We start from the raw sequence: 17862 nt of genomic DNA on the forward strand, positions 1-17862 counted from the left end.
CGACCGCGTCCCCCGCTTCCTCCGCGGGGCCGGCTCCGACGGCCGGCTCGACGGGGTCTGGCGACAAGCAACCCGTGTCCGCCCGCCGCTTCCGCTGGCTGCGCGCCGCGAGCGACCGCGTGCCGACGAAGTGGTTCGCGAGCATCGCGACGGCGCTGTTCCTCGCGGCGACGGCGGCGTTCGGCGGTCTGGCCACGGCGGCGGCCGAGGGTCCGGTCGAACTCGACGCGGGCGAGGAGCACCGCAACGACCAACTCGCGATCACGGTGCAGCGTGCGGTGCTGATCGACGACCTCGCCGAGGCCGGAGTGACGATCGAGCCCGGACAGCGGGTGCTCGCGGTCGTCGTCGAGGTCGAGAACCGATGGACGCGGGCGCTGCCCACGACCCCGGGCAACAGCGTGTCGTCATCGGTCGTGCTCGCCGAGGGACCGGGATTGGGGCGGGAACCCGGCGGTGTCGCGCATTACGACGACTCGACCGCCCTGCCGTGGTTGCAGCCGGGTGTTCCGACGACGGTCGTGCTCGCGTGGGCGGTCGATCAATCCGACTACGCCGACGGCGAAGAGCTGCACCTGGTGCTGAACGACGAGACCCTGTTCACGGGCAGCTTCGTCGTGAGCGGCCAGTCGTGGGAGGATCCCGAGCCGGCAGCGATCGTGACGGTGCGCATCACGGATGTCGGCGAAGGCCGCGACACCGAGACCGACGCCGACGACGAGGGGACCGACGGGTGACGCGCTGGCTACCCGCACTGGCGGGTGCGGCGCTCGTCGTCGCGGCGTGGGGGGTGGCGGCCGTCACCCCCGGCGACGAGGCCGCTGAACAGCCGTTCGCCGTTGCGGCGACGGTGGGCGAGCGGGCGGCCGGCCGCAACCTCGCCGCGACCATCACGGGCCTTCGCGGCGCCGAGGCCGTCACGAACGACGGATGGCGCGCCGAAGGGTCGTGGCTCCTCGTCGACCTCGAGGCGGAGGCCGTGCTGAGTGAGAGGGGGACCCTGCTCTCGCTCGCGACCCTCGACGTCGGCGGACGCAGCTACCGCGCGAGCGAGCGCCCGCCCGCGAGTCTCTTCCGTTCGTCGCTCGCGATCGGGCTGCCGCATTCGGGCACGCTCGCCTTCGAACTGCCCGCGGGTGCGTTCACCGCGAGCGAGGGCGACGATGCCGTGCTGCGCCTCGGTCTCCACGAGGACCCCCGCCTCGACTCGGTCATCGAGTTGCGCCTCGATCTCGCCGAGGTCGAGGTCGACGACGAGGCCGAGCTCGCCCCGGTCGTGTGGGTCGGTCGATGACGGGCGTCGCGCGCGGGTGGTGGCGTCGCAACGCCTGGCCGCTCGCGGCGGTCGCGGCGCTGGTGCCGGTCACGTTCGGCGTCATCGGCTGGCAGGAGTGGGACGACTACTTCTCGGGGCATCCGTCGCGGGCGATCGTCGCCCAGCCACGCACGAGCATCGACTACGCCGGCGCCGCCTGGGGCCCGGTCGAGGTGGTCGAGCTCGCTCCGCTCGAGGGATTCGAGGCACCGGCGGGCTCCCGTACCCTCGAGGTCACCGTGCCCGTCGATCCGGGATCTGAGCCCGTCACGTGCCTCGCACCGACGCTGCACGAGGTGGGCGGCGCCGAGCGCCAGTGGGACGAGCGCACCTACGACCTCGGGGAGGCATACGACCGCGGCACCTGGAACTCATGCGCCGGCAGCGGGACCGAGCCGTTCGCGATCGTGGTGCCCTTCGTCGTCCCTGACGACGCCGTCGGCCCGTTCGCCCTCGACGTCGTCGTCGACGGGCGGCTTCCCGAATTCCTTCGCCTGCCCGTCGGTCCCTGAGTCAGCCGCAGGCAGCGCCGTCGAGACGAGCCGACTGAGCGTGGCGTCGTAGGCACTCGCCACGAGGCTCACCCGAAGCGGCTCGATGACGAGCGGAACCAGGAGCAGGACCACCGTGTCGGCGACCAGCCAGAACGAATACAGGTCGTGCGGCCCGATGATCCGGGTGAGGGCGAGACGCAGCAGTTGCTCGAGACCGAGCACGACCGTGTAGAGCAGGATGTACCCGCCGATCAGCACGGGACCCGCGCGCCACATGAGCACGATCGCCTCGCCGATGGGGCGGAACCGCGACACGAGCTCGGCCCAGAAATCCCCGAGGCGGCGCCGCATGGCCTGCGGCAGGCTCGAGTACCGCATGTGCACGCGGTCGACGAGTTGCCCGCGGACCCGCGGCGCCTCGGGGGCGACGGCCTGGCCGTAGATCACGCCCGCGATCGCGAGCCAGGCGATGGGCAGCAGCATGATGCCGCCCGCTTCGCCGAGGAACCACTCGACGGCCTCCCAGGTCCACGCGATCGGTTCGAGGTGCGCACCGATCCAGGTGCGAGCATCGGCGAGCCAGACCATGGCCTGCCGCGACTGCACCCACGCGCTCACGGAGCCGAACAGTTGCGAGATGAGCATCACCGTGAGGAAAACCCAGACGGCCTCGAGGTAGACGGCGCCGATCGAGAGTGCTCTCGGCAGCCGTTCCCGATAGCGCTTCCAGGCCCAGCGCCCGGCGAAGGCGACGACGATGAGCGCGATCGTGACGGGTTCGAACTCGAGCCGGTCGATGGTGCCCTCGAAGCTCAACGCCTCCTCGCCGGCGGCGATCGCCGCCAGGTCCAGCCCGCTCTGCACCTCGAGCGCACGCGCCGAGTACGCGGCCATGTCGTCGCGCAAGTACCCCCACGCCGCGTAGAACGCGAAGAACGGCAGGATGCCACCGAGCACGGCGTCGATGAACGCGCGCCGGCGCTCGGCGGCCCCGTGCGGCAGCGGCGCGATCATCCCGAGTCGGAACATCCCGTCGCGCAGCACGAGGAACATCGCGACGAAGGCGACGAGCCGGGCGAGGATCGCGAGCGGCATGAGCAGCAGCCCACCAAGCGCCGACGACGCCCCGACGTACCCCGCGAGCTCGATGACGAGATAGCGGGCGAGGACGCCGCCGAGGAACCACGCGATGAGCGCCGGCCAGTGCGAGAGGAGGAGCCTCCCGGTCATCGCGATCACGTCACCACGGTAGCGGGTGCCGACAACGACGCGGCGGGGCATCCGCGATTCGTCTGTGCCGACGCGCAAAGAATGCGCCGTCTCGCGGCGTCCGGCCTACGCTCGGCAGTTATGCACATGTTCTTCCGCACCCTGCTCCACGTGCTGTTCCTCGCGCGCCGCAAGCCCGACCTGCGACACGACGACGTCGCCCGCACCGACTTCATCACGCTGCCGACGGACCTCGACATCAACCGCCACATGAACAACGGCGTGTACTTCTCGATCATGGACGTCGCTCGTTTCGACATGCTCGTGCGCAACGGCGTCTGGAAGGCGTTCCGCGACAAGGGCTGGTACCCCGTCGTGGCGAGCGAGACGATCACGTTCCGCAAGTCGTTGAGCCTCTGGCAGCGCTTCACGATCGAGTCGCGGCTCGTCGGCCACGACGAGAAGGCCGTCTACATGGAGCAGCGCTTCGTGCGGCCCGGCGCCGACGGCGAACCCGAGGTCTATGCGCAGGGGTTCATCCGTGCCCGGTTCCTCAAGAAGTCGGGCGGAACCGTTCCCATGGCGGAGATCATCGAGGCGCTCGGCGTGACCGAGGCGCACGGGATCCCCGAGTGGCTCGAGCGATGGGGCGAGGATGTCGCGCTGCCGCCCACGCGCGCCGCGGCGCCGTCGGTCTGGCGCTGATGGCTGAGGGGTTGCTGCGGCGTGCGCTCGCTAGGAGCGCGCCTTCCTCGGCACGACCACTTCCTTGATGATGAGCAGGATGCCGGCAGCCACCGGGATGGCGACGAGCGCACCCGGCAGGCCCCCGAGCGTGCCACCCGCGAGCGCGGCGATGAGCACGATGGAGCCCGGCACCTGCACCGCCTTGCTCATGACCTTCGGTGTCAGGATGTACGCCTCGACCTGCATGTAGACGAGCATCGCGACGAGCACGATGAGGGCCGCGACGGGCGACGTGAAGAGGGCGAGCGCGGTCATGACGACGGTCGTCAGCACGGTTCCGACGAGCGGGATGAGCGTGATGAAGAACGCGGCCACCGAGATCACGAGCGCGTACGGAACGCGGACGATCGAGAGCAGGATCAGGCTGTACAGGGCGTTGAAGAACGCGAGCACCACCATGCCACTGAGGTAGCGGCCGACGTTCAGCATGATGCGCTCGGCGTAGCCCACGACGCGCTCGCGGTGCGACGCGGAGATGAGCGTGTAGATGGCGGCCTTCGACGGCTCGAGAGTCGCCGTGAAGTAGATCGTCAGGATGAAGATGAAGAAGCCGCTCGAGATGCCCGCGACGATCGCGATGCCGACGTTCAGTGCGCCACCGCCGATCGTCGCCCAGAAGTTCGGGTCGCTGAGCACGTCGGTCACCCACGTGTAGATCGTGCCGAGCACGCCGCCCGAGCCCGACGAGGCCTCCTGGAACCACTCCTGCGACTGCAGCTCGGCGAGCATCGACGGCAGCGACCGGATGAACATCGTGGCCTGCGAGATGACGAGCGGCAGCACGAGCCAGAGCATGCCGGCGATCACGAGCACGAACATGACGATCACCGTCAGGATCGCGAGCCCGCGCTTCATGCCGTGACCCTCGAACCAGCGCACGAGCGGGTCGAGGCCGAGCGTGATGAACGCCGCGGCGAACACCGAGAACACGACGCCCGAGATGCTCGCGACGGCAGCGGCGATGGCCAGGGCGACGAGCACCCCCAGCGTTGCGATGAACGCCCACGCGAACGGCTGGTTCGCCATCATGCCGGCGTAGCGGGAACTGCGGCTCTGAGTGGCGTCCGCGTCGCGGGCGCGCCGCTCGATGGTCTTCACGCGTGAAGTCTAGGGTCGCGGATGCCCCGCCACGGGGCGGCTCACCACGCCACGCCGTGGGCGCGCCCGATGCTCAGTGCCGAGCGGCGTCGGGGACCGAGAGTTCGCGGTAGTGCGGTGCGAACGCCGGGTAGTACTGCTCCCACACGGGCAGTTCGTGGCCGGCGCGCGCTGCCGCGAGCCGATCGAGGTAGAAGTCCCAGCCGGGGCCCATGGTCGCGGCATCCGCCGGGTTCTGCAGTCGTTGGCCGAAGGTGAGCGTCGTCATGCCGCCGCCCTCGACGAGGTGGCAGAACACGCGGAGTCCGTTCGGGCCGGGACCCGAATCGGCGAGGAACCGGTGTGGCGGGGCGCACTCGAGGATGCTCACGTTCTGCCACTCATCGCCCTCTTCGAAGGTCATCTTGAACCGCACGCCGCCGGTGGCCGGGCTGCCGGTGTAGGTGCCGACCCACGCCTGCATGGCAGTGGGATTCGTGAGGTGATACCAGACGTCTTCTATGGGCGCGTAGAACAATCGATCGAATTGGAGATACAGCCCATCGGGCTTCAACGCGTAGTGCCCCGTCGGTCTCGCGGTCATCATCGCCCCCCGCCAATCGCTCGTGGCTTCAGGCTAATCCCGCCGTCTCCCAAGCGCCAGAGCGGCCCGCCGCCCACTAGAGTGTGCGCATGGGATCCAGTGGTGGACGCAAGCGCGCGTCACGGGGGCACACATCATCGAGTGGCAAGGCATCGTCGGGCGGCAACGCATCGGCCAGCCGTGAGCAGACGTTGGACATCGATCCAGAGCACAACAAGTCGGGGCTCTGGGGCGGGCTCGCCGGCCTGATCGTCGCCGCGATCATCGCAGTGCCGCTCTCGGCGGCGTTCGCGTTCGCGACGAATCCAGGCACGCAGCAGCTCTTCGCCGGGCGGCTCGAAGAGGCGACCCGGGGCGGCTACCAGGCCTTCTGGTGGATCGTCACGCTGCTCCTGCTCTCGCTTCCGTTCCTCGTGGGTTTCGGCGTGGCCAAGCTCTCGGTGAAATCGCTCACGATCGTCGGCGCGATCGTGGCGTTGTTCATCATCGCGATCATGGTGATGGGGCAGCTCTTCATCTTCTGATGCGGCGCCGGCCGTCGCGCTTGACTTGTCCTCCACAGGCGGGTGATGCGGTCGTTCTCCACAGTGAATACCGCCTCTGGCCTGCGGTTTTGTGCCCCGCGAATGTCGCGGGTGGTGGTTGACTGATCGCATGACCAGCCCGCCAGAGCCGACCTCCCGGTTGGCGCTGCACGCCGAGCTGGCGCGAATCGTCGAGCTCGATCAGGCGATCAGGGCCGCGCAGGCCGAGCAGCTCCGGCGCATCGAGGCGGCTCGGGCCCTGGCCGCTTCGCTCGACGGGCTGACCGAGCTGAGCGGGTCGAGCGAGCGTGAGTTCGCGACCCGCTCGTTCGTCGCCGAGCTCGCGACGACGCTCACGATGCATGAAGTGACGGCGGGGCGGCTGGTCGGTGACGCCGGCCGGCTGGTCGATCTGTTCCCATCGACGCTCGATGCCCTCGCCGAGGGAGCGATCTGTCTCGGCAAGGCGCGTACCGTGCTCGAACTTGCGAGCACCCTGCCCGTCGACGTGGCGCCCGAGTTCGAGCGGGCCGCGCTCGGGCATCGCCGGGTCGAGACGCCGTCGGCCTTCCGGCGTCGACTGCGAGGGTTGCGCGAGCGGATGCATCCCGAGTCCCTCGCCGAGCGCGGGGAGCGTGGCCGCGCCGCTCGGCGCGTGTGCCTCGACCCGGCTGAAGACGGCATGGCGTGGTTGAGCCTGTACCTCGAGGCCGAACGCGGTGTCGCAATCATGGCCTCTCTCGACGGTCTCGTCGAGTCCGAGCGACGGGCGGTGGCCGCCGGCCCAGGCGCGGCTGCAGCCGATGCCCGCACCCGCGAGCAGCTTCGGCTCGATGTCGCGGCGGGCCTCCTCCTCGGTGGCCTCGACGCTGCCGATGCCTCGCCCACGGGCATCGTCACTCCGAAGACCTACGTGACCGTGCCGGTGCTCTCCCTCCTCGGTCACTCCGACGAACCCGCCGAGCTCGACGGATACGGTCCCATCGACGCCGAGACGGCACGCCGACTCGCTGCACATGCCCCCTCGTTCCGGCGCATCCTGACGCACCCCGAGACCGGCGCCCACCTCTCCTACGGGCGCGACAAGTGGGCATCACATCGAGGGCAGCTCGACGATGTGACGGCCGCGTGAGACGTGCTGGTTGGTGAGGCGTGCCCTCGGGCCGCCAGCATGGGCACGCGTAGCCATACCATGCGGTATGGTATGGAGATGCACGACGAGCGACCCGAGCGAGGTGCGAGATGACGGCGCTTCCTGACCCGATCTGGCCGGTCATCGTGCTCGCGGCGATCCAGTTCGTCGACGGGCTCCTGAGCTGGAAGCCCGTGCCGTTCGTCGCGCGGTGCTTCGACAATGTCGGCTTCCCGCGCCGGTGGTGGTGGATCTTCACGCCCATCAAGTTCGCCGCGGCGGCCGGCCTCATCGCCGGCATCCGGGTGCCGTACCTGGGCGCCATCACGTGCGGGGCGCTCGTCGCCTACTTTCTCGTGGCGATCGGCATGCACATCGCGGCACGCGACTTCGGGCGCAACCTGTTCGTGAATGCAACGGGGATGCTGGTCGTCTGCGTGGCGACCGGGCTCTGGACTTTCGTGCTCTGAAACGCGGCACGGGCCTACGCGTCGGGCGACCCGGGCACCGCCTCGAGCAGGAGCTCGTAGACCCGCCGCAGCTCGTCGGCTGCGATCGGGGGCACCGTCACCGCCGCGCCGAGTGCGACGAGGTACGGCACGAGCGCGGCCGTTCGCGCCGCGGCATCCGTCGCGACGACCGGCCGCCACGTCGCCTGGAGCGCGTCGATCACCGCGGCGTCGATGCGGGCTTGCACGGCCCGCGCGGCAGCATCGGATGACGCCCACGCCCGCACCGCGAGATCGAGCTCGGCACGGCGGATGCCACCGGACTCGCTCGTGGCGAGGTCGGTCAGCCAGGCGAGCGTCGCGCGGGTGCCGGTGCCCTGACGCGCCCCGATCGCGTCGGTGAGCGCCCCGAGCGTGAGCTGCTCATAGTGCTCGAGCAGCGCCGCGCGGTAGCCCGCTGCACCGCCGAAGTGGTGGAAGAACGAGCCCTTGGTGAGTCCGAGTCGGACGGCCAGCCGGTCGATGCGCAGCCCCGTGGCGCCTTCGTCGGCGAGCACGGCGAGACCCTCATCGAGCCATCGCTGCCGGGTTGCGGACATACCGCAACCGTACCCGCAGGTATGGTCCGAGCGCGAACCGCTCAGGCGTCGGATGCCTCGAGCACCGCCATCGCCGCATTGTGCCCGCCGATGCCGCTCACGGCCCCGCCGCGGACGGCGCCCGCGCCGCAGACGAGGATCCGCGGATGCCGCGTCGCCACGCCCCATCGCTCGGCGGGGGTCGCGAGCGACGCACCGGGCTCGGCCCACGGCCACGACAGCGGCCCGTGGAAGATGTTGCCGCCCGGCATGCGGAGCGCTTCCTCGAGGTCGAGCGTCGTCTTCGTCTCGATGCACGGCCGCCCCGCGGCATCGGTTGCGATCAGCTGCTCGATCGGCTCGGCGAGCACCGAGTTCAGCGACTCGAGCACGGCGGCCTGCAGCTGCTCGCGCAACTCGTCGTTGGTGAAGCGCTCGAGCAGCCGGTGCGGCACGTGCAGGCCGAAGACCGTGAGCGTGTGCGCCCCGGATGCGGCGAGCTCGGGCGAGAGGATCGACGGGTCGCTCAGGGTGTGGCAGTAGATCTCGCAGGGCAGCGGCGACGGGATGCGTCCGCGCGCGGCCGCGCTGTACGCGGCAGCGAGTTGCGTCTCGAGCTCGTTGATGTGGAACGTGCCGGCGAACGCCGCCTCGGGTGCCACGTCGGCGTCGCGCAGTCTCGGGAGCCGGGTGAGGAGGAGGTTGACCTTCACCTGGGCACCCTCGGGCGCCGCCAGCTGGCGGAGCCGCTCGCGAACGACGGGCGGCACGTCGATCGGGCCGTCGGGCGAGAACGGGTGCTCGGAGCGGGGAGCGATCGGCGCGCCGTCGGCGTCGGCGTGCGACGCGGAGAGCGCCGCAACGCGCGCCGAGGCATCCGTCGCCCCTGCCTCGAGCAGTCGCTCGAGCACCGCGGGCGCGACGTTCGCGAGCAGCGTGCCGGCGGTGACCGTGTGCTCGGCGTCGTCGTGGCGGTAGCGAACTCGGCCGTCGGGGTCGACGGCGAGCACCTCGGCACCCGTGACGAGCTCGGCGCCCGCCGCACGTGCGGCGCGGGCGAGCTCGCCGCTCACGGCGCCCATGCCGCCGACCGGCACGTCCCAGTCGCCGGTTCCCCCGCCGATCACGTGGTAGAGGAAACAGCGGTTCGCATCGAGCGCCGGATCGTCGAGGTCGGTGAAGGTGCCGATGAGTCCGTCGGTCGCGACGACGCCCCGGACGAGGTCGTGCTCGAAGCGCGCGTCGATGGTCGCGCCCAACGGCTGCTCGATGAACTCGTGCCAGACGCGGTCGTCGCCGACGAGCGCGCGGGCCTCATCGCGCGTGGGCAGCGGTTCGGTCAGCGTGGGGAAGAGCCGCTCGGCGAGGCGCACGGTCTCGGAGTAGAAGTCGTTCCAGGCGTCGGCGTCGTCCACGGCGCCGACTCGGGCGAAGGCGTCGGATGCACCGGCGCCCGCCTCCCGATCGATCAGGAGTCCCCGTTCGGGGTTCGCGGGGTCGGGCGTGTACGACGAGTAGCGGCGGCGCACGAGCCGCACGTCGAGGCCGAGGTCGTCGATGATGCGCTGCGGCAGCAGGCTCACGAGGTACGAGTAGCGCGAGAGGCGAGCGTCGACCCCCTCGAATGCCTCGGCCGAGACCGCGGCGCCGCCGAGGTGGTCGTCGCGCTCGAGCAGGAGTACGCCGAGTCCGGCACGGGCGAGGTAGGCGGCGGCAGTGAGGCCGTTGTGTCCGCCGCCGATGATCACGACGTCGTGGGGCATCCATCGAGCGTAAACGATGCGGTGCCGCGGATCGCGCGGAGGAGAGCGGATGCCTCGACCCACGCGCGAGGCGCCGGGCCGAGGCATCCGCTGCTCGTGGTCGTGGTCAGCGCGCCCGCTTCATCGCCCGCACGCCCACCACGATGCCGACGGCGCACGTCGCGACCGCGGCGATGATGCCGCCGACCACGGCCGGGGCGCCGAAGTCACCCGCGAGGAGTGCCCGCTCGGCACCGACGAGGTAGCTCAGCGGGTTCACGGCGGCGGCGACCTGCATCCAGTCGGGTCCGTCCTCGAGGGGCAGCAGCATGCCCGAGAGGATCATCAGCGGGAACAGCAGCGTCTGGTGCACCATCCAGAACATCCAGTCCCGGTTGCGGCAGGCGAGCGCGAGCGTATAGCTCAGCGCGCCGAAGCCGATGCCGAAGACCGCGAGCACCGCGAGGCCGGCGACGAGGCCGCCCACGTCGAGCGAGAACCCGAACGGCACGGCGACGAGCACCACGATGGTGCCCTGGATGACGAGCGGCACGACCTCCTTGAGGGCTCGTCCGACGAGGAGGGCGCTGCGCGAGAGCGGTGCGACGAGCGTGCGCTCATGCGAACCCGTCTGCATCTCGAAGAGCAGGTTCGCGCCCGTCGAAGCGGTGCCGAAGAGAGCGACCATCACGAGAATGCCCGGCACGAACCACTGCAGGGTGCCCGCGACGTCGCCGCCGGCCGCACCGACGAGCAGTGGGCCGAACAGCCCGAGGAAGACGAGCGGCTGCACGAGCGAGAAGATGACGCTGAACGGGTCGCGCACGAGCGGGCGGGATTCGCGAACGAAGACCGCGGCGGTGTCGTGCACGAAGCCGGTGGGACGAGCGGATGCCGCGTGGCGGTCGCGGATGGCGGCGCGCTCGGCGGTCGGGGAGATCGTGTTCATGGGGATGCCTTTCTGGTTTTGCCGGTCAGACGGCGACGGGCTGGGCGGAGTCGGTTGCGTTGGTCGCATCGGCCGGCTCGGCCTCGGGCGGTCCGGCGTGGGCGGCCTCTTCGCGGAGGCTCCGGCCGGTGAGGGCGAGGAACACGTCGTCGAGCGTGGGCTGCCGGTGGGTGGCCGCCACGACGTCGAGCCCTGCGTCCGACAGCGAGCGGATGTAGCGGGGGAGCGCGCGGTCTCCGCCGGGCGCCGTGACGGTGACGACGCGTGCATCGGCCCCGTGGACCTCGCCGCCGATGCGGGCGGCTGCTGCTGCGGCATCCGTCGCCGAGTCGAAGGAGAGGGTCACGAGGTCGCCCGCGAGCGACTCCTTGAGCGCCCACGCGGTGTCATCGGCGATGACGGCGCCGTGGTCCATGACCATGACGCGCTCGGCGAGCTGGTCGGCCTCGTCGAGGTAGTGGGTCGTCAGGAAGATCGTCGTTCCGGTCGCCCGGCGGAGGTCGACGATGTGCTCCCACAGGTTCGCGCGGCTGTGCGGGTCGAGGCCCGTCGAGGGCTCGTCGAGGAAGAGCAGCTCGGGCCGGTGGATGAGTCCGAGCGCGATGTCGAGCCGGCGCTTCTGGCCGCCGGAGAGCTGCTGCACCGGTCGGTTCGCGACCTGGCCGAGCTCGAGCGACTCGATGAGCTCCGCGGCCCGCGCCCGGGTCTCGCGGCGGCCGATGCCGTAGAACGCGCCCTGCGCGTGCAGCTCGTCGCGCACGCGCTGGGTGTGCCCTCCTGAATTGCCCTGGCCGACGTAGCCGATGCGACGGCGCACGCCGGCGGGATCGCGCCGGATGTCGCAGCCGGCCACCGTGGCCTCACCCGACGTCGGCGGCAGCAGGGTCGTGAGCATGCGGAGCGTCGTCGACTTGCCGGCGCCGTTCGGGCCGAGGAAGGCGACGAGCTCTCCTTCTCCAACGGAGAGGTCGACTGAGCGGACGGCCTCGACGGTCTGCCCCTTGGAGCGGAACGTCTTCGTGAGGCCTCGAGCGGTGATCATGTGGTTCGTCATATCGACAGTCTTCCGAGGCATCCGGTCACTTTCTGTCCTGATGAGGAAGAGAATGAAGACATGGCGGCCACGACCTCGAGAACCCTCGAACTCCTCTCCCTGCTGCAGAGCCACCGGCACTGGTCGGCGCGCGAGCTCGTCGACCGGCTCGGCGTCTCGGATCGCACGCTGCGCCGCGACGTCGAGCGGCTGCGCGAGCTCGGCTACGGCATCGAGTCGGCGCGGGGGAGCGCCGGCGGCTATCGCCTCGAGGCCGGCACCGGGCTGCCGCCGCTGCTGCTCACCGACGACGAGGGCGTCGCGATCGCCGTCGGGCTGCGCTCGCAGGCGACGGCCGGGCTGCGCGGGGCCGAGCACACCACGCTGAGCGCGCTCGCGAAGATCGAGCAGGTGCTGCCGCCGGCGCTGCGCCGCCGCATCGACGCGTTGCAGTCGCATGCGGCCGTCGGCGCCGGTGGGCGCGAGGCCTCGGGGCGGCCGGCGCCCGAGGTCGACGCCGAGCTGCTCGGCCTGCTCGCACTCGGCTGCCGCGACAGCGAGCGGCTGCGATTCAAGTACACGGATGCGGCGGGCGAGGCGTCATCTCGCGTGGTCGAGCCCTACCGGCTCGTGCCCGTCGCTCGGCGCTGGTACCTCCTCGCCTGGGATCGGGAACGCGACGACTGGCGCACCTTCCGCCTCGATCGCATGAGCGACGTCTTCCAGACCCGCGTGCACTTCGAGCCGCAGCCGATGACCGACGACGATGCCCGGACGCGCGTCGAGACGGCGCTCCGGTGGCGGAGCCGCAACGTGACGGCGCGCGTGATCGCCGACCTGCCGCATCCCGAGCTCGCCGAGTATCTCGGCTGGTATGGCCGCGAGGTGGTCGCCCTCGGTGCGAGCCAGAGCGTCTGGCCGCTCGAGGCAGAGACGGTCGAGGGTATCGTGATGGCGCTCATGTGGATGCCGCGCGGCGTGCGCTACCGCGTCGATGGTCCGCCCGAGGTGCTCGAGTTCCTCTCGGCGCAGGCTGAGCGGTTCGCGGTGGCATCCGTTCGCGACTGAGGCGCGTACTGGCAGCGAGCAGGGCGATTGCGGCGCCAACCCTGCGTTGGATCGGCGTGACATGCGCACAGCGTGGCCCGGGCCCGGGCCCGAGCCCGAGCCCGAACCCGATCAGCGGTCGGCAGGCGTGGCGGTCGCCTCGGCGGCACGCCTCAGGGCGTCTCGGCAGGCGACGACGGCGGGCCGTGCGGCAGCGGCGTGCCGGGTCGACGTGAAGACCTCGCGCTCCGGATGCCCCGGCAGGTCGACGAGCGTCACGCTCGGCGCCTCGCCCGCCCACACGAGATCGGGCAACAGGCCGACCGCGTTGCCCGAGCGGATGAGCCGGATGTGCGCCATCAGGTCGGCGGTCTCGAAGCGCACATCGGGTTCGAAGCCCGCGTCGCGGCAGAGCTGCTCGGCCCAGTCGCGTGAGGCGGTGCCCGCCGGCTCGAGCACCCACGGCAGGTCGGATGCGGCCCGGAGCGGGCCCGACCCCGCTCCACCGCGCTCGCCACCGCGCTCGCCACCGCTCCGAGAGTGCTCATCCGGTCGCTTCGTGGCATCGATTCCCACCGTTCGCGCACTCTCGGCGCCCGCTCCGCTGCCGCGGGCGCTGCCGCGACGTGACGCCGGATGCGGCGGCAGCGCGAGCCGGATGGCGTCGGCGGCGAGGTGCACCCGGTCGAGCTCCTCGCGGTGCGCGCGGGTGTGGCCGGGATACTGCTCGGCGATCACGAGGTCGAAGTCACGCGCCGAGACTTCGAAGAGCCCGACGTCGGGCTCGCGCTCGGTGACCTCGACTCGCAGGTCGGGGTGCTCGGTGCGGAGCAGCGTCAGCGCCTGCGGCACCACGGCGTGCGCCGCCGACTGGAACACCGCGATGCGCACCGTGCCACCGACGGCGGTGAGCGAGCGCGCGACATCCGACTCGGCCTCCTCGAGCCGGTCGAGCACCGCCCGCGCGTGACCGACCAGCAGCTCGGCTTGCGGCGTCAGCTGCACGCGCCGCCCGACCTGCACGAGCAGCGGCACGCCCGCCTCGCGCTCGAGCAGGCTGAGCTGCTGCGAGACCGACGAAGGGCTGTACGAGAGCGCGTCGGCGACCGCAGCGAGGGTGCCGCGGTCGCGGAGTTCCACGAGCAGTCGCAGTCGTCGCACGTCGAGCATCGGTTCCTCCGGGGTCATCCGCCGATCATTCGGTTCTACTGAACAGTATCGTTCAGATTCATTCGCTGTACCGAATGGATGCCCGCAGCGCACACTTAACTCGACAGGCGCGCGGTACCCGGTGCGCCCGAAGCAAAGGACACTACCCTCGTGACCATGTCGAACGCCGCCACCGACGCACGGCCGAACACCGACCACGTGATCGCCCTCGTGCGGCGGTGGCTCGCCGAGAGCGCCGATCACCCCGTCGATCCCGCCGCCGAGCGCCTCGCCGGCGTGCTGAAGGACCCCAACGGCCTCGCGTTCACCGTCGGCTTCGTCGACGGGGTCATGCGACCCGAAGACCTCGGCGTCGCCGGGCGCAACCTCGAGCAGGTCGCGAAGCTCACGCCGAAGTTCCTGCCCTGGTACCTTCGTGCCGCGATCCGCGTCGGCGGCGTCGTCGCGCCAGTCCTCCCGTGGGTCGTCATCCCCATCGCTCGTCGCGTCCTCCGCAGCATGGTCGGCCACCTCGTGCTCGACGCCACGCCCGCGAAGCTCGGCCCCGCCATCGCCACGCTCCGCGAGTCGGGCAACCGCCTGAACCTGAACCTGCTCGGCGAGGCCGTGCTCGGTGAAGACGAGGCGCACCGGCGCCTGCGCGGCACGTACGAGTTCCTCGCCCGCGACGACGTCGACTACGTGTCCATCAAGGTCTCGAGCGTCGTCAGCCAGCTCTCGATGTGGTCGTTCGACGAGGCCGTCGCCAAGGTCGTCGCAAAGCTCACCCCGCTCTACGAGCTCGCCGCGAAGAGCCCCACGCCGAAGTTCATCAACCTCGACATGGAGGAATACCGTGACCTCGACCTGACGATCGCGGTGTTCACGACGCTCCTCGACCAGCCGCAGTTGCGCGGCCTCGAGGCCGGCATCGTGCTGCAGACCTACCTGCCCGACGCGCTCGGCGCGATGCAGGAGCTCACCGCGTGGGCCACCGCCCGCCGCGCCGCGGGTGGCGCGCCCATCAAGGTGCGCGTCGTGAAGGGCGCGAACCTCGCCATGGAGCACGTCGACGCGGCGATCCACGGCTGGCCGGTCGCGACCTACTCCACGAAGCAGGACTCGGACACGAACTACAAGCGCGTGCTGCGCTGGTCGATGACGCCCGAGCACACCCACGCCGTGAAGCTCGGCGTCGCCGGCCACAACCTCTTCGACGTCGCCGACGCCTGGCTCACCGCGAAGCAGCGCGGTGTCGACGACCGTGTCGACTTCGAGATGCTGCTCGGCATGGCGACCGGCCAGGCCGAGGCCGTGCGCGGCGACGTCGGCAACCTCCTGCTCTACACGCCCGTCGTGAACCCGAGCGAGTTCGACGTCGCGATCGCCTACCTGATCCGGCGGCTCGAAGAGAACGCCAGCGACGACAACTTCATGTCGGCCGTCTTCGAGCTCGCCGGCAACGAGCGGCTCTTCGAACGCGAGCAGACACGCTACCTTCGCTCGATCGCCGCCCTCGAGGCTGGTTCCGGCGCCGTGCCCACCCCGAACCGCACGCAGAACCGTCGCACCGAGTGGGACGACGAGTCGCTCGCCGCGGCGATGGCCGTCCCCGACGCTCCGGCCCCCGGCACCGAGCACGAAGACGAGTCGCTCACGAGCGTGGTGCTCGGCATCACGCGCGGAGCCGACGGCGAGGCCATCGGCGTCTTCGATGCGACGGATGCCGCGGCATCCGCTGCCCGTACCGCCGTGGCGCCCGCCGGCCCCGGCGCGACCCCTGGCTTCAGCAACGAACCCGACACCGACCCCGCGCTCGCCGCGAACCGCGAGTGGGGACGACGCGTCCTCGCCCGCGTGCCCGGCTCGCGCCTCGGCGCCGACACCATCGCCGCCGCCCGCGTCGACGACGCGGCGACCCTCGAGACCATCGTGCAGACCGTCGCCGCGCGCGGCCGCGCCTGGGGCGAACTGCCGGGCGCCGAGCGCGCCGCGGTGCTGCACCGCGCGGGCATCGCCCTCGCCGCGAACCGTGACCGCCTCATCGAGGTCATGGCCGCCGAGACCGGCAAGACCATCGCCGAGGCCGACCCCGAGATCAGCGAGGCGATCGACTTCGCGCACTACTACGCCGAGCGGGCGCGCGAGCTCGATCACGTGCAGGGTGCCGTCTTCGTGCCGCCCAAGCTCACCGTGGTCACGCCGCCGTGGAACTTCCCCGTCGCCATTCCCGCCGGCGGAGTGCTCGCCGCGCTCGCCGCGGGCTCGGGCGTCATCATCAAGCCCGCGAAGCTCGCCCAGCGCTCGGGCGCGGTCATGGTCGAGGCGCTCTGGGAGGCGGGCATCCCGCGCGAACTGCTCGCCCTCGTCGACATCGGCGAGCGTGAGCTCGGCAAGGAGCTCATCTCGCACCCGGCGGTCGACCGCGTGATCCTCACCGGCGCCTACGAGACGGCGCAGCTGTTCCGCTCGTTCCGGAAGGACCTGCCGCTGCTCGCCGAGACGAGCGGCAAGAACGCGATCATCGTGACGCCGTCGGCCGACCTCGACCTCGCGGCATCCGATGTCGTGAAGAGCGCCTTCGGCCACGCCGGCCAGAAGTGCTCGGCTGCGTCGCTCGTGATCCTCGTCGGCTCGGTCGCGAAGTCCGAGCGGTTCCGTCGCCAGCTCGTCGACGCCGCGACCTCCCTCCACGTCGGGTGGCCCGAGCAGGCGACGAGCCAGATGGGCCCGATCATCGAGCCCGCGAACGGCAAGCTGCTGCACGCCCTCACGCAGCTCGGCATCGGCGAGGAGTGGCTCGTCGAGCCGAAGCAGCTCGACGCCACCGGGCGACTCTGGTCACCCGGCATCCGCGACGGCGTCGCCGCCGGGTCGTACTTCCACCTCACCGAGTTCTTCGGACCCGTGCTCGGCGTCATGCACGCGAAAGACCTCGACGAGGCGATCCGCATGCAGAACGCCGTCGACTACGGGCTCACCGCAGGGCTCCACTCGCTCGATCCCGACGAGGTCGCGACCTGGCTCGACCACGTCGAGGCCGGCAACCTCTACGTGAACCGCGGCATCACCGGAGCGATCGTGCAGCGCCAGCCGTTCGGCGGCTGGAAGCGGTCGGCGGTCGGCGCGGGCGCGAAGGCGGGCGGGCCGAACTACCTCTTCGGCCTCGGCGAATGGATGCCGCAGCACGGCGCCTCGTCGAGCACGCTGCACCTGCGCGGACTCGAGAAGCGCGTGACCGAGCTCATCGAGGCGTCGCAGTCGGCACTCGACTACGAGTCGTTCGACCTGCTGCGCCGTTCGGCGCTCTCCGACGAGCTCGTCTGGGCCGAGGAGTACGGCGTCGTGAAGGACGTCTCCGGCGTCGGCGTCGAGCGCAACCTCTTCCGCTACCGCCCGCTGCCCGTGACCATCCGCATCGGCGAGCAGGCGACCCTCGCCGAGGGCCTCCGCGTCATCGCCGCGGGCGTCCTCGCCAAGTCGCGGTTCGCCGTGTCCACCGCCATCGAGCTGCCGAAGGGCGTGCGCAGCGTGCTCGCCGCACGCGACGTGCGCGTGGTGCATGAGGGCGACGCCGCATGGATCGGCCGGGCCGCGAAGGGCGGCATCACGACGCCGCGTGTGCGACTCGTCGGCGGCGGGGCATCCGCGCTCGCCGAAGCCCTCGACGGAACGCCCGATGTCGCGGTGTGGTCGCACCCCGTGACGCCCTCTGGCCGCGTCGAGCTGCTGCCGTTCCTGCACGAGCAGGCGATCTCGATCACGAACCACCGCTTCGGCAACCCGACGACGATCTCCGACGGCGTCATCTGA

Annotated in this window: 16 protein-coding genes; 8 read left to right on the plus strand and 8 right to left on the minus strand. The window is 71.0% G+C overall.

The features are described 5' to 3' along the window. The first annotated feature begins 74 nt into the window (after positions 1-74). Positions 75-737, plus strand: coding sequence for a hypothetical protein (locus QFZ26_RS09395; RefSeq protein WP_307041448.1), 663 nt, complete (start codon positions 75-77; stop codon positions 735-737). Further along, positions 734-1294: a hypothetical protein gene (locus QFZ26_RS09400; RefSeq protein ID WP_307041450.1), complete on the plus strand. Its 561-nt coding sequence runs from the start codon at positions 734-736 to the stop codon at positions 1292-1294. Before QFZ26_RS09395 ends, QFZ26_RS09400 begins: the two co-directional genes overlap by 4 nt. A 392-nt stretch (positions 1295-1686) precedes the next feature. Here QFZ26_RS09400 and QFZ26_RS09405 read toward each other — a convergent pair whose 3' ends face one another. After that, positions 1687-3090: a hypothetical protein gene (locus QFZ26_RS09405; RefSeq protein WP_307041451.1), complete on the minus strand. Its 1404-nt coding sequence runs from the start codon at positions 3088-3090 to the stop codon at positions 1687-1689. Between the two features lie 75 nt (positions 3091-3165). Between QFZ26_RS09405 and QFZ26_RS09410 the strand changes: the two genes are divergently transcribed. Continuing rightward, positions 3166-3723: an acyl-CoA thioesterase gene (locus QFZ26_RS09410; protein WP_307041453.1), complete on the plus strand. Its 558-nt coding sequence runs from the start codon at positions 3166-3168 to the stop codon at positions 3721-3723. A gap of 30 nt (positions 3724-3753) precedes the next feature. Here the strand turns inward: QFZ26_RS09410 and QFZ26_RS09415 are convergent, their stop codons facing one another. Next, positions 3754-4863: an AI-2E family transporter gene (locus tag QFZ26_RS09415; protein WP_307041456.1), complete on the minus strand. Its 1110-nt coding sequence runs from the start codon at positions 4861-4863 to the stop codon at positions 3754-3756. A gap of 73 nt (positions 4864-4936) precedes the next feature. After that, entirely contained in the window at positions 4937-5449 is a 513-nt protein-coding gene (locus QFZ26_RS09420) for an SRPBCC domain-containing protein (RefSeq protein ID WP_307041458.1), read from the minus strand. Positions 5450-5637: 188 nt separating this feature from the next. Between QFZ26_RS09420 and QFZ26_RS09425 the strand changes: the two genes are divergently transcribed. From QFZ26_RS09425 to QFZ26_RS09435, 3 genes are all read left to right on the plus strand, one after another. Next, a complete protein-coding gene (locus QFZ26_RS09425) occupies positions 5638-5970 on the plus strand; it encodes a hypothetical protein (RefSeq protein WP_307041460.1) in 333 nt (110 codons plus the stop codon). A gap of 130 nt (positions 5971-6100) precedes the next feature. Beyond that, entirely contained in the window at positions 6101-7102 is a 1002-nt protein-coding gene (locus QFZ26_RS09430; RefSeq protein WP_307041462.1) for a DUF222 domain-containing protein, read from the plus strand. 110 nt (positions 7103-7212) lie between these two features. After that, positions 7213-7572: a DoxX family protein gene (locus QFZ26_RS09435; RefSeq protein WP_307041463.1), complete on the plus strand. Its 360-nt coding sequence runs from the start codon at positions 7213-7215 to the stop codon at positions 7570-7572. A 14-nt stretch (positions 7573-7586) separates the two neighbouring features. Here QFZ26_RS09435 and QFZ26_RS09440 read toward each other — a convergent pair whose 3' ends face one another. The 4 genes from QFZ26_RS09440 to QFZ26_RS09455 form a co-directional block, all read right to left on the minus strand. Next, complete coding sequence (locus tag QFZ26_RS09440) at positions 7587-8150, minus strand: TetR/AcrR family transcriptional regulator (RefSeq protein ID WP_307041465.1); 564 nt, start codon at positions 8148-8150, stop codon at positions 7587-7589. A gap of 41 nt (positions 8151-8191) precedes the next feature. Further along, positions 8192-9892: a phytoene desaturase family protein gene (locus QFZ26_RS09445; RefSeq protein ID WP_307041467.1), complete on the minus strand. Its 1701-nt coding sequence runs from the start codon at positions 9890-9892 to the stop codon at positions 8192-8194. 106 nt (positions 9893-9998) lie between these two features. Further along, a complete protein-coding gene (locus QFZ26_RS09450; protein ID WP_307041468.1) occupies positions 9999-10820 on the minus strand; it encodes an ABC transporter permease in 822 nt (273 codons plus the stop codon). Positions 10821-10845: 25 nt separating this feature from the next. Continuing rightward, complete coding sequence (locus QFZ26_RS09455; RefSeq protein ID WP_307041471.1) at positions 10846-11874, minus strand: ATP-binding cassette domain-containing protein; 1029 nt, start codon at positions 11872-11874, stop codon at positions 10846-10848. Between the two features lie 60 nt (positions 11875-11934). Here QFZ26_RS09455 and QFZ26_RS09460 point away from each other — a divergent pair, with 60 nt between their 5' ends. Continuing rightward, on the plus strand, positions 11935-12921 hold the full coding sequence (locus tag QFZ26_RS09460; protein ID WP_307041473.1) for a helix-turn-helix transcriptional regulator: 987 nt from the start codon (positions 11935-11937) through the stop codon (positions 12919-12921). A gap of 111 nt (positions 12922-13032) precedes the next feature. Here the strand turns inward: QFZ26_RS09460 and QFZ26_RS09465 are convergent, their stop codons facing one another. Further along, positions 13033-14070 (minus strand): LysR family transcriptional regulator, encoded by a 1038-nt coding sequence (locus QFZ26_RS09465; protein WP_307045023.1) that lies wholly within the window; start codon positions 14068-14070, stop codon positions 13033-13035. Positions 14071-14226: 156 nt separating this feature from the next. On the opposite strand from QFZ26_RS09465, the gene QFZ26_RS09470 reads away from it, so the two are divergent. Further along, positions 14227-17862, plus strand: a complete 3636-nt coding sequence (locus tag QFZ26_RS09470; RefSeq protein ID WP_307041475.1) for a bifunctional proline dehydrogenase/L-glutamate gamma-semialdehyde dehydrogenase — start codon at positions 14227-14229, stop codon at positions 17860-17862.

Source organism: Agromyces ramosus (assembly GCF_030817175.1).
GTDB lineage: Bacteria > Actinomycetota > Actinomycetes > Actinomycetales > Microbacteriaceae > Agromyces > Agromyces ramosus_A.

Excerpts from the sequence above, each read along its gene's own strand:
- QFZ26_RS09405 (WP_307041451.1), bottom strand. The coding sequence starts at position 3,090 with ATGCCCCGCCGCGTCGTTGTCGGCACCCGCTACCGTGGTGACGTGATC.
- QFZ26_RS09455 (WP_307041471.1), bottom strand. The coding sequence starts at position 11,874 with ATGACGAACCACATGATCACCGCTCGAGGCCTCACGAAGACGTTCCGC.
- QFZ26_RS09450 (WP_307041468.1), bottom strand. The coding sequence starts at position 10,820 with ATGAACACGATCTCCCCGACCGCCGAGCGCGCCGCCATCCGCGACCGC.
- QFZ26_RS09445 (WP_307041467.1), bottom strand. The coding sequence starts at position 9,892 with ATGCCCCACGACGTCGTGATCATCGGCGGCGGACACAACGGCCTCACT.
- QFZ26_RS09420 (WP_307041458.1), bottom strand. The coding sequence starts at position 5,449 with ATGATGACCGCGAGACCGACGGGGCACTACGCGTTGAAGCCCGATGGG.
- QFZ26_RS09435 (WP_307041463.1), top strand. The coding sequence starts at position 7,213 with ATGACGGCGCTTCCTGACCCGATCTGGCCGGTCATCGTGCTCGCGGCG.
- QFZ26_RS09460 (WP_307041473.1), top strand. The coding sequence starts at position 11,935 with ATGGCGGCCACGACCTCGAGAACCCTCGAACTCCTCTCCCTGCTGCAG.
- QFZ26_RS09430 (WP_307041462.1), top strand. The coding sequence starts at position 6,101 with ATGACCAGCCCGCCAGAGCCGACCTCCCGGTTGGCGCTGCACGCCGAG.
- QFZ26_RS09470 (WP_307041475.1), top strand. The coding sequence starts at position 14,227 with ATGTCGAACGCCGCCACCGACGCACGGCCGAACACCGACCACGTGATC.
- QFZ26_RS09440 (WP_307041465.1), bottom strand. The coding sequence starts at position 8,150 with ATGTCCGCAACCCGGCAGCGATGGCTCGATGAGGGTCTCGCCGTGCTC.
- QFZ26_RS09410 (WP_307041453.1), top strand. The coding sequence starts at position 3,166 with ATGTTCTTCCGCACCCTGCTCCACGTGCTGTTCCTCGCGCGCCGCAAG.
- QFZ26_RS09465 (WP_307045023.1), bottom strand. The coding sequence starts at position 14,070 with ATGCTCGACGTGCGACGACTGCGACTGCTCGTGGAACTCCGCGACCGC.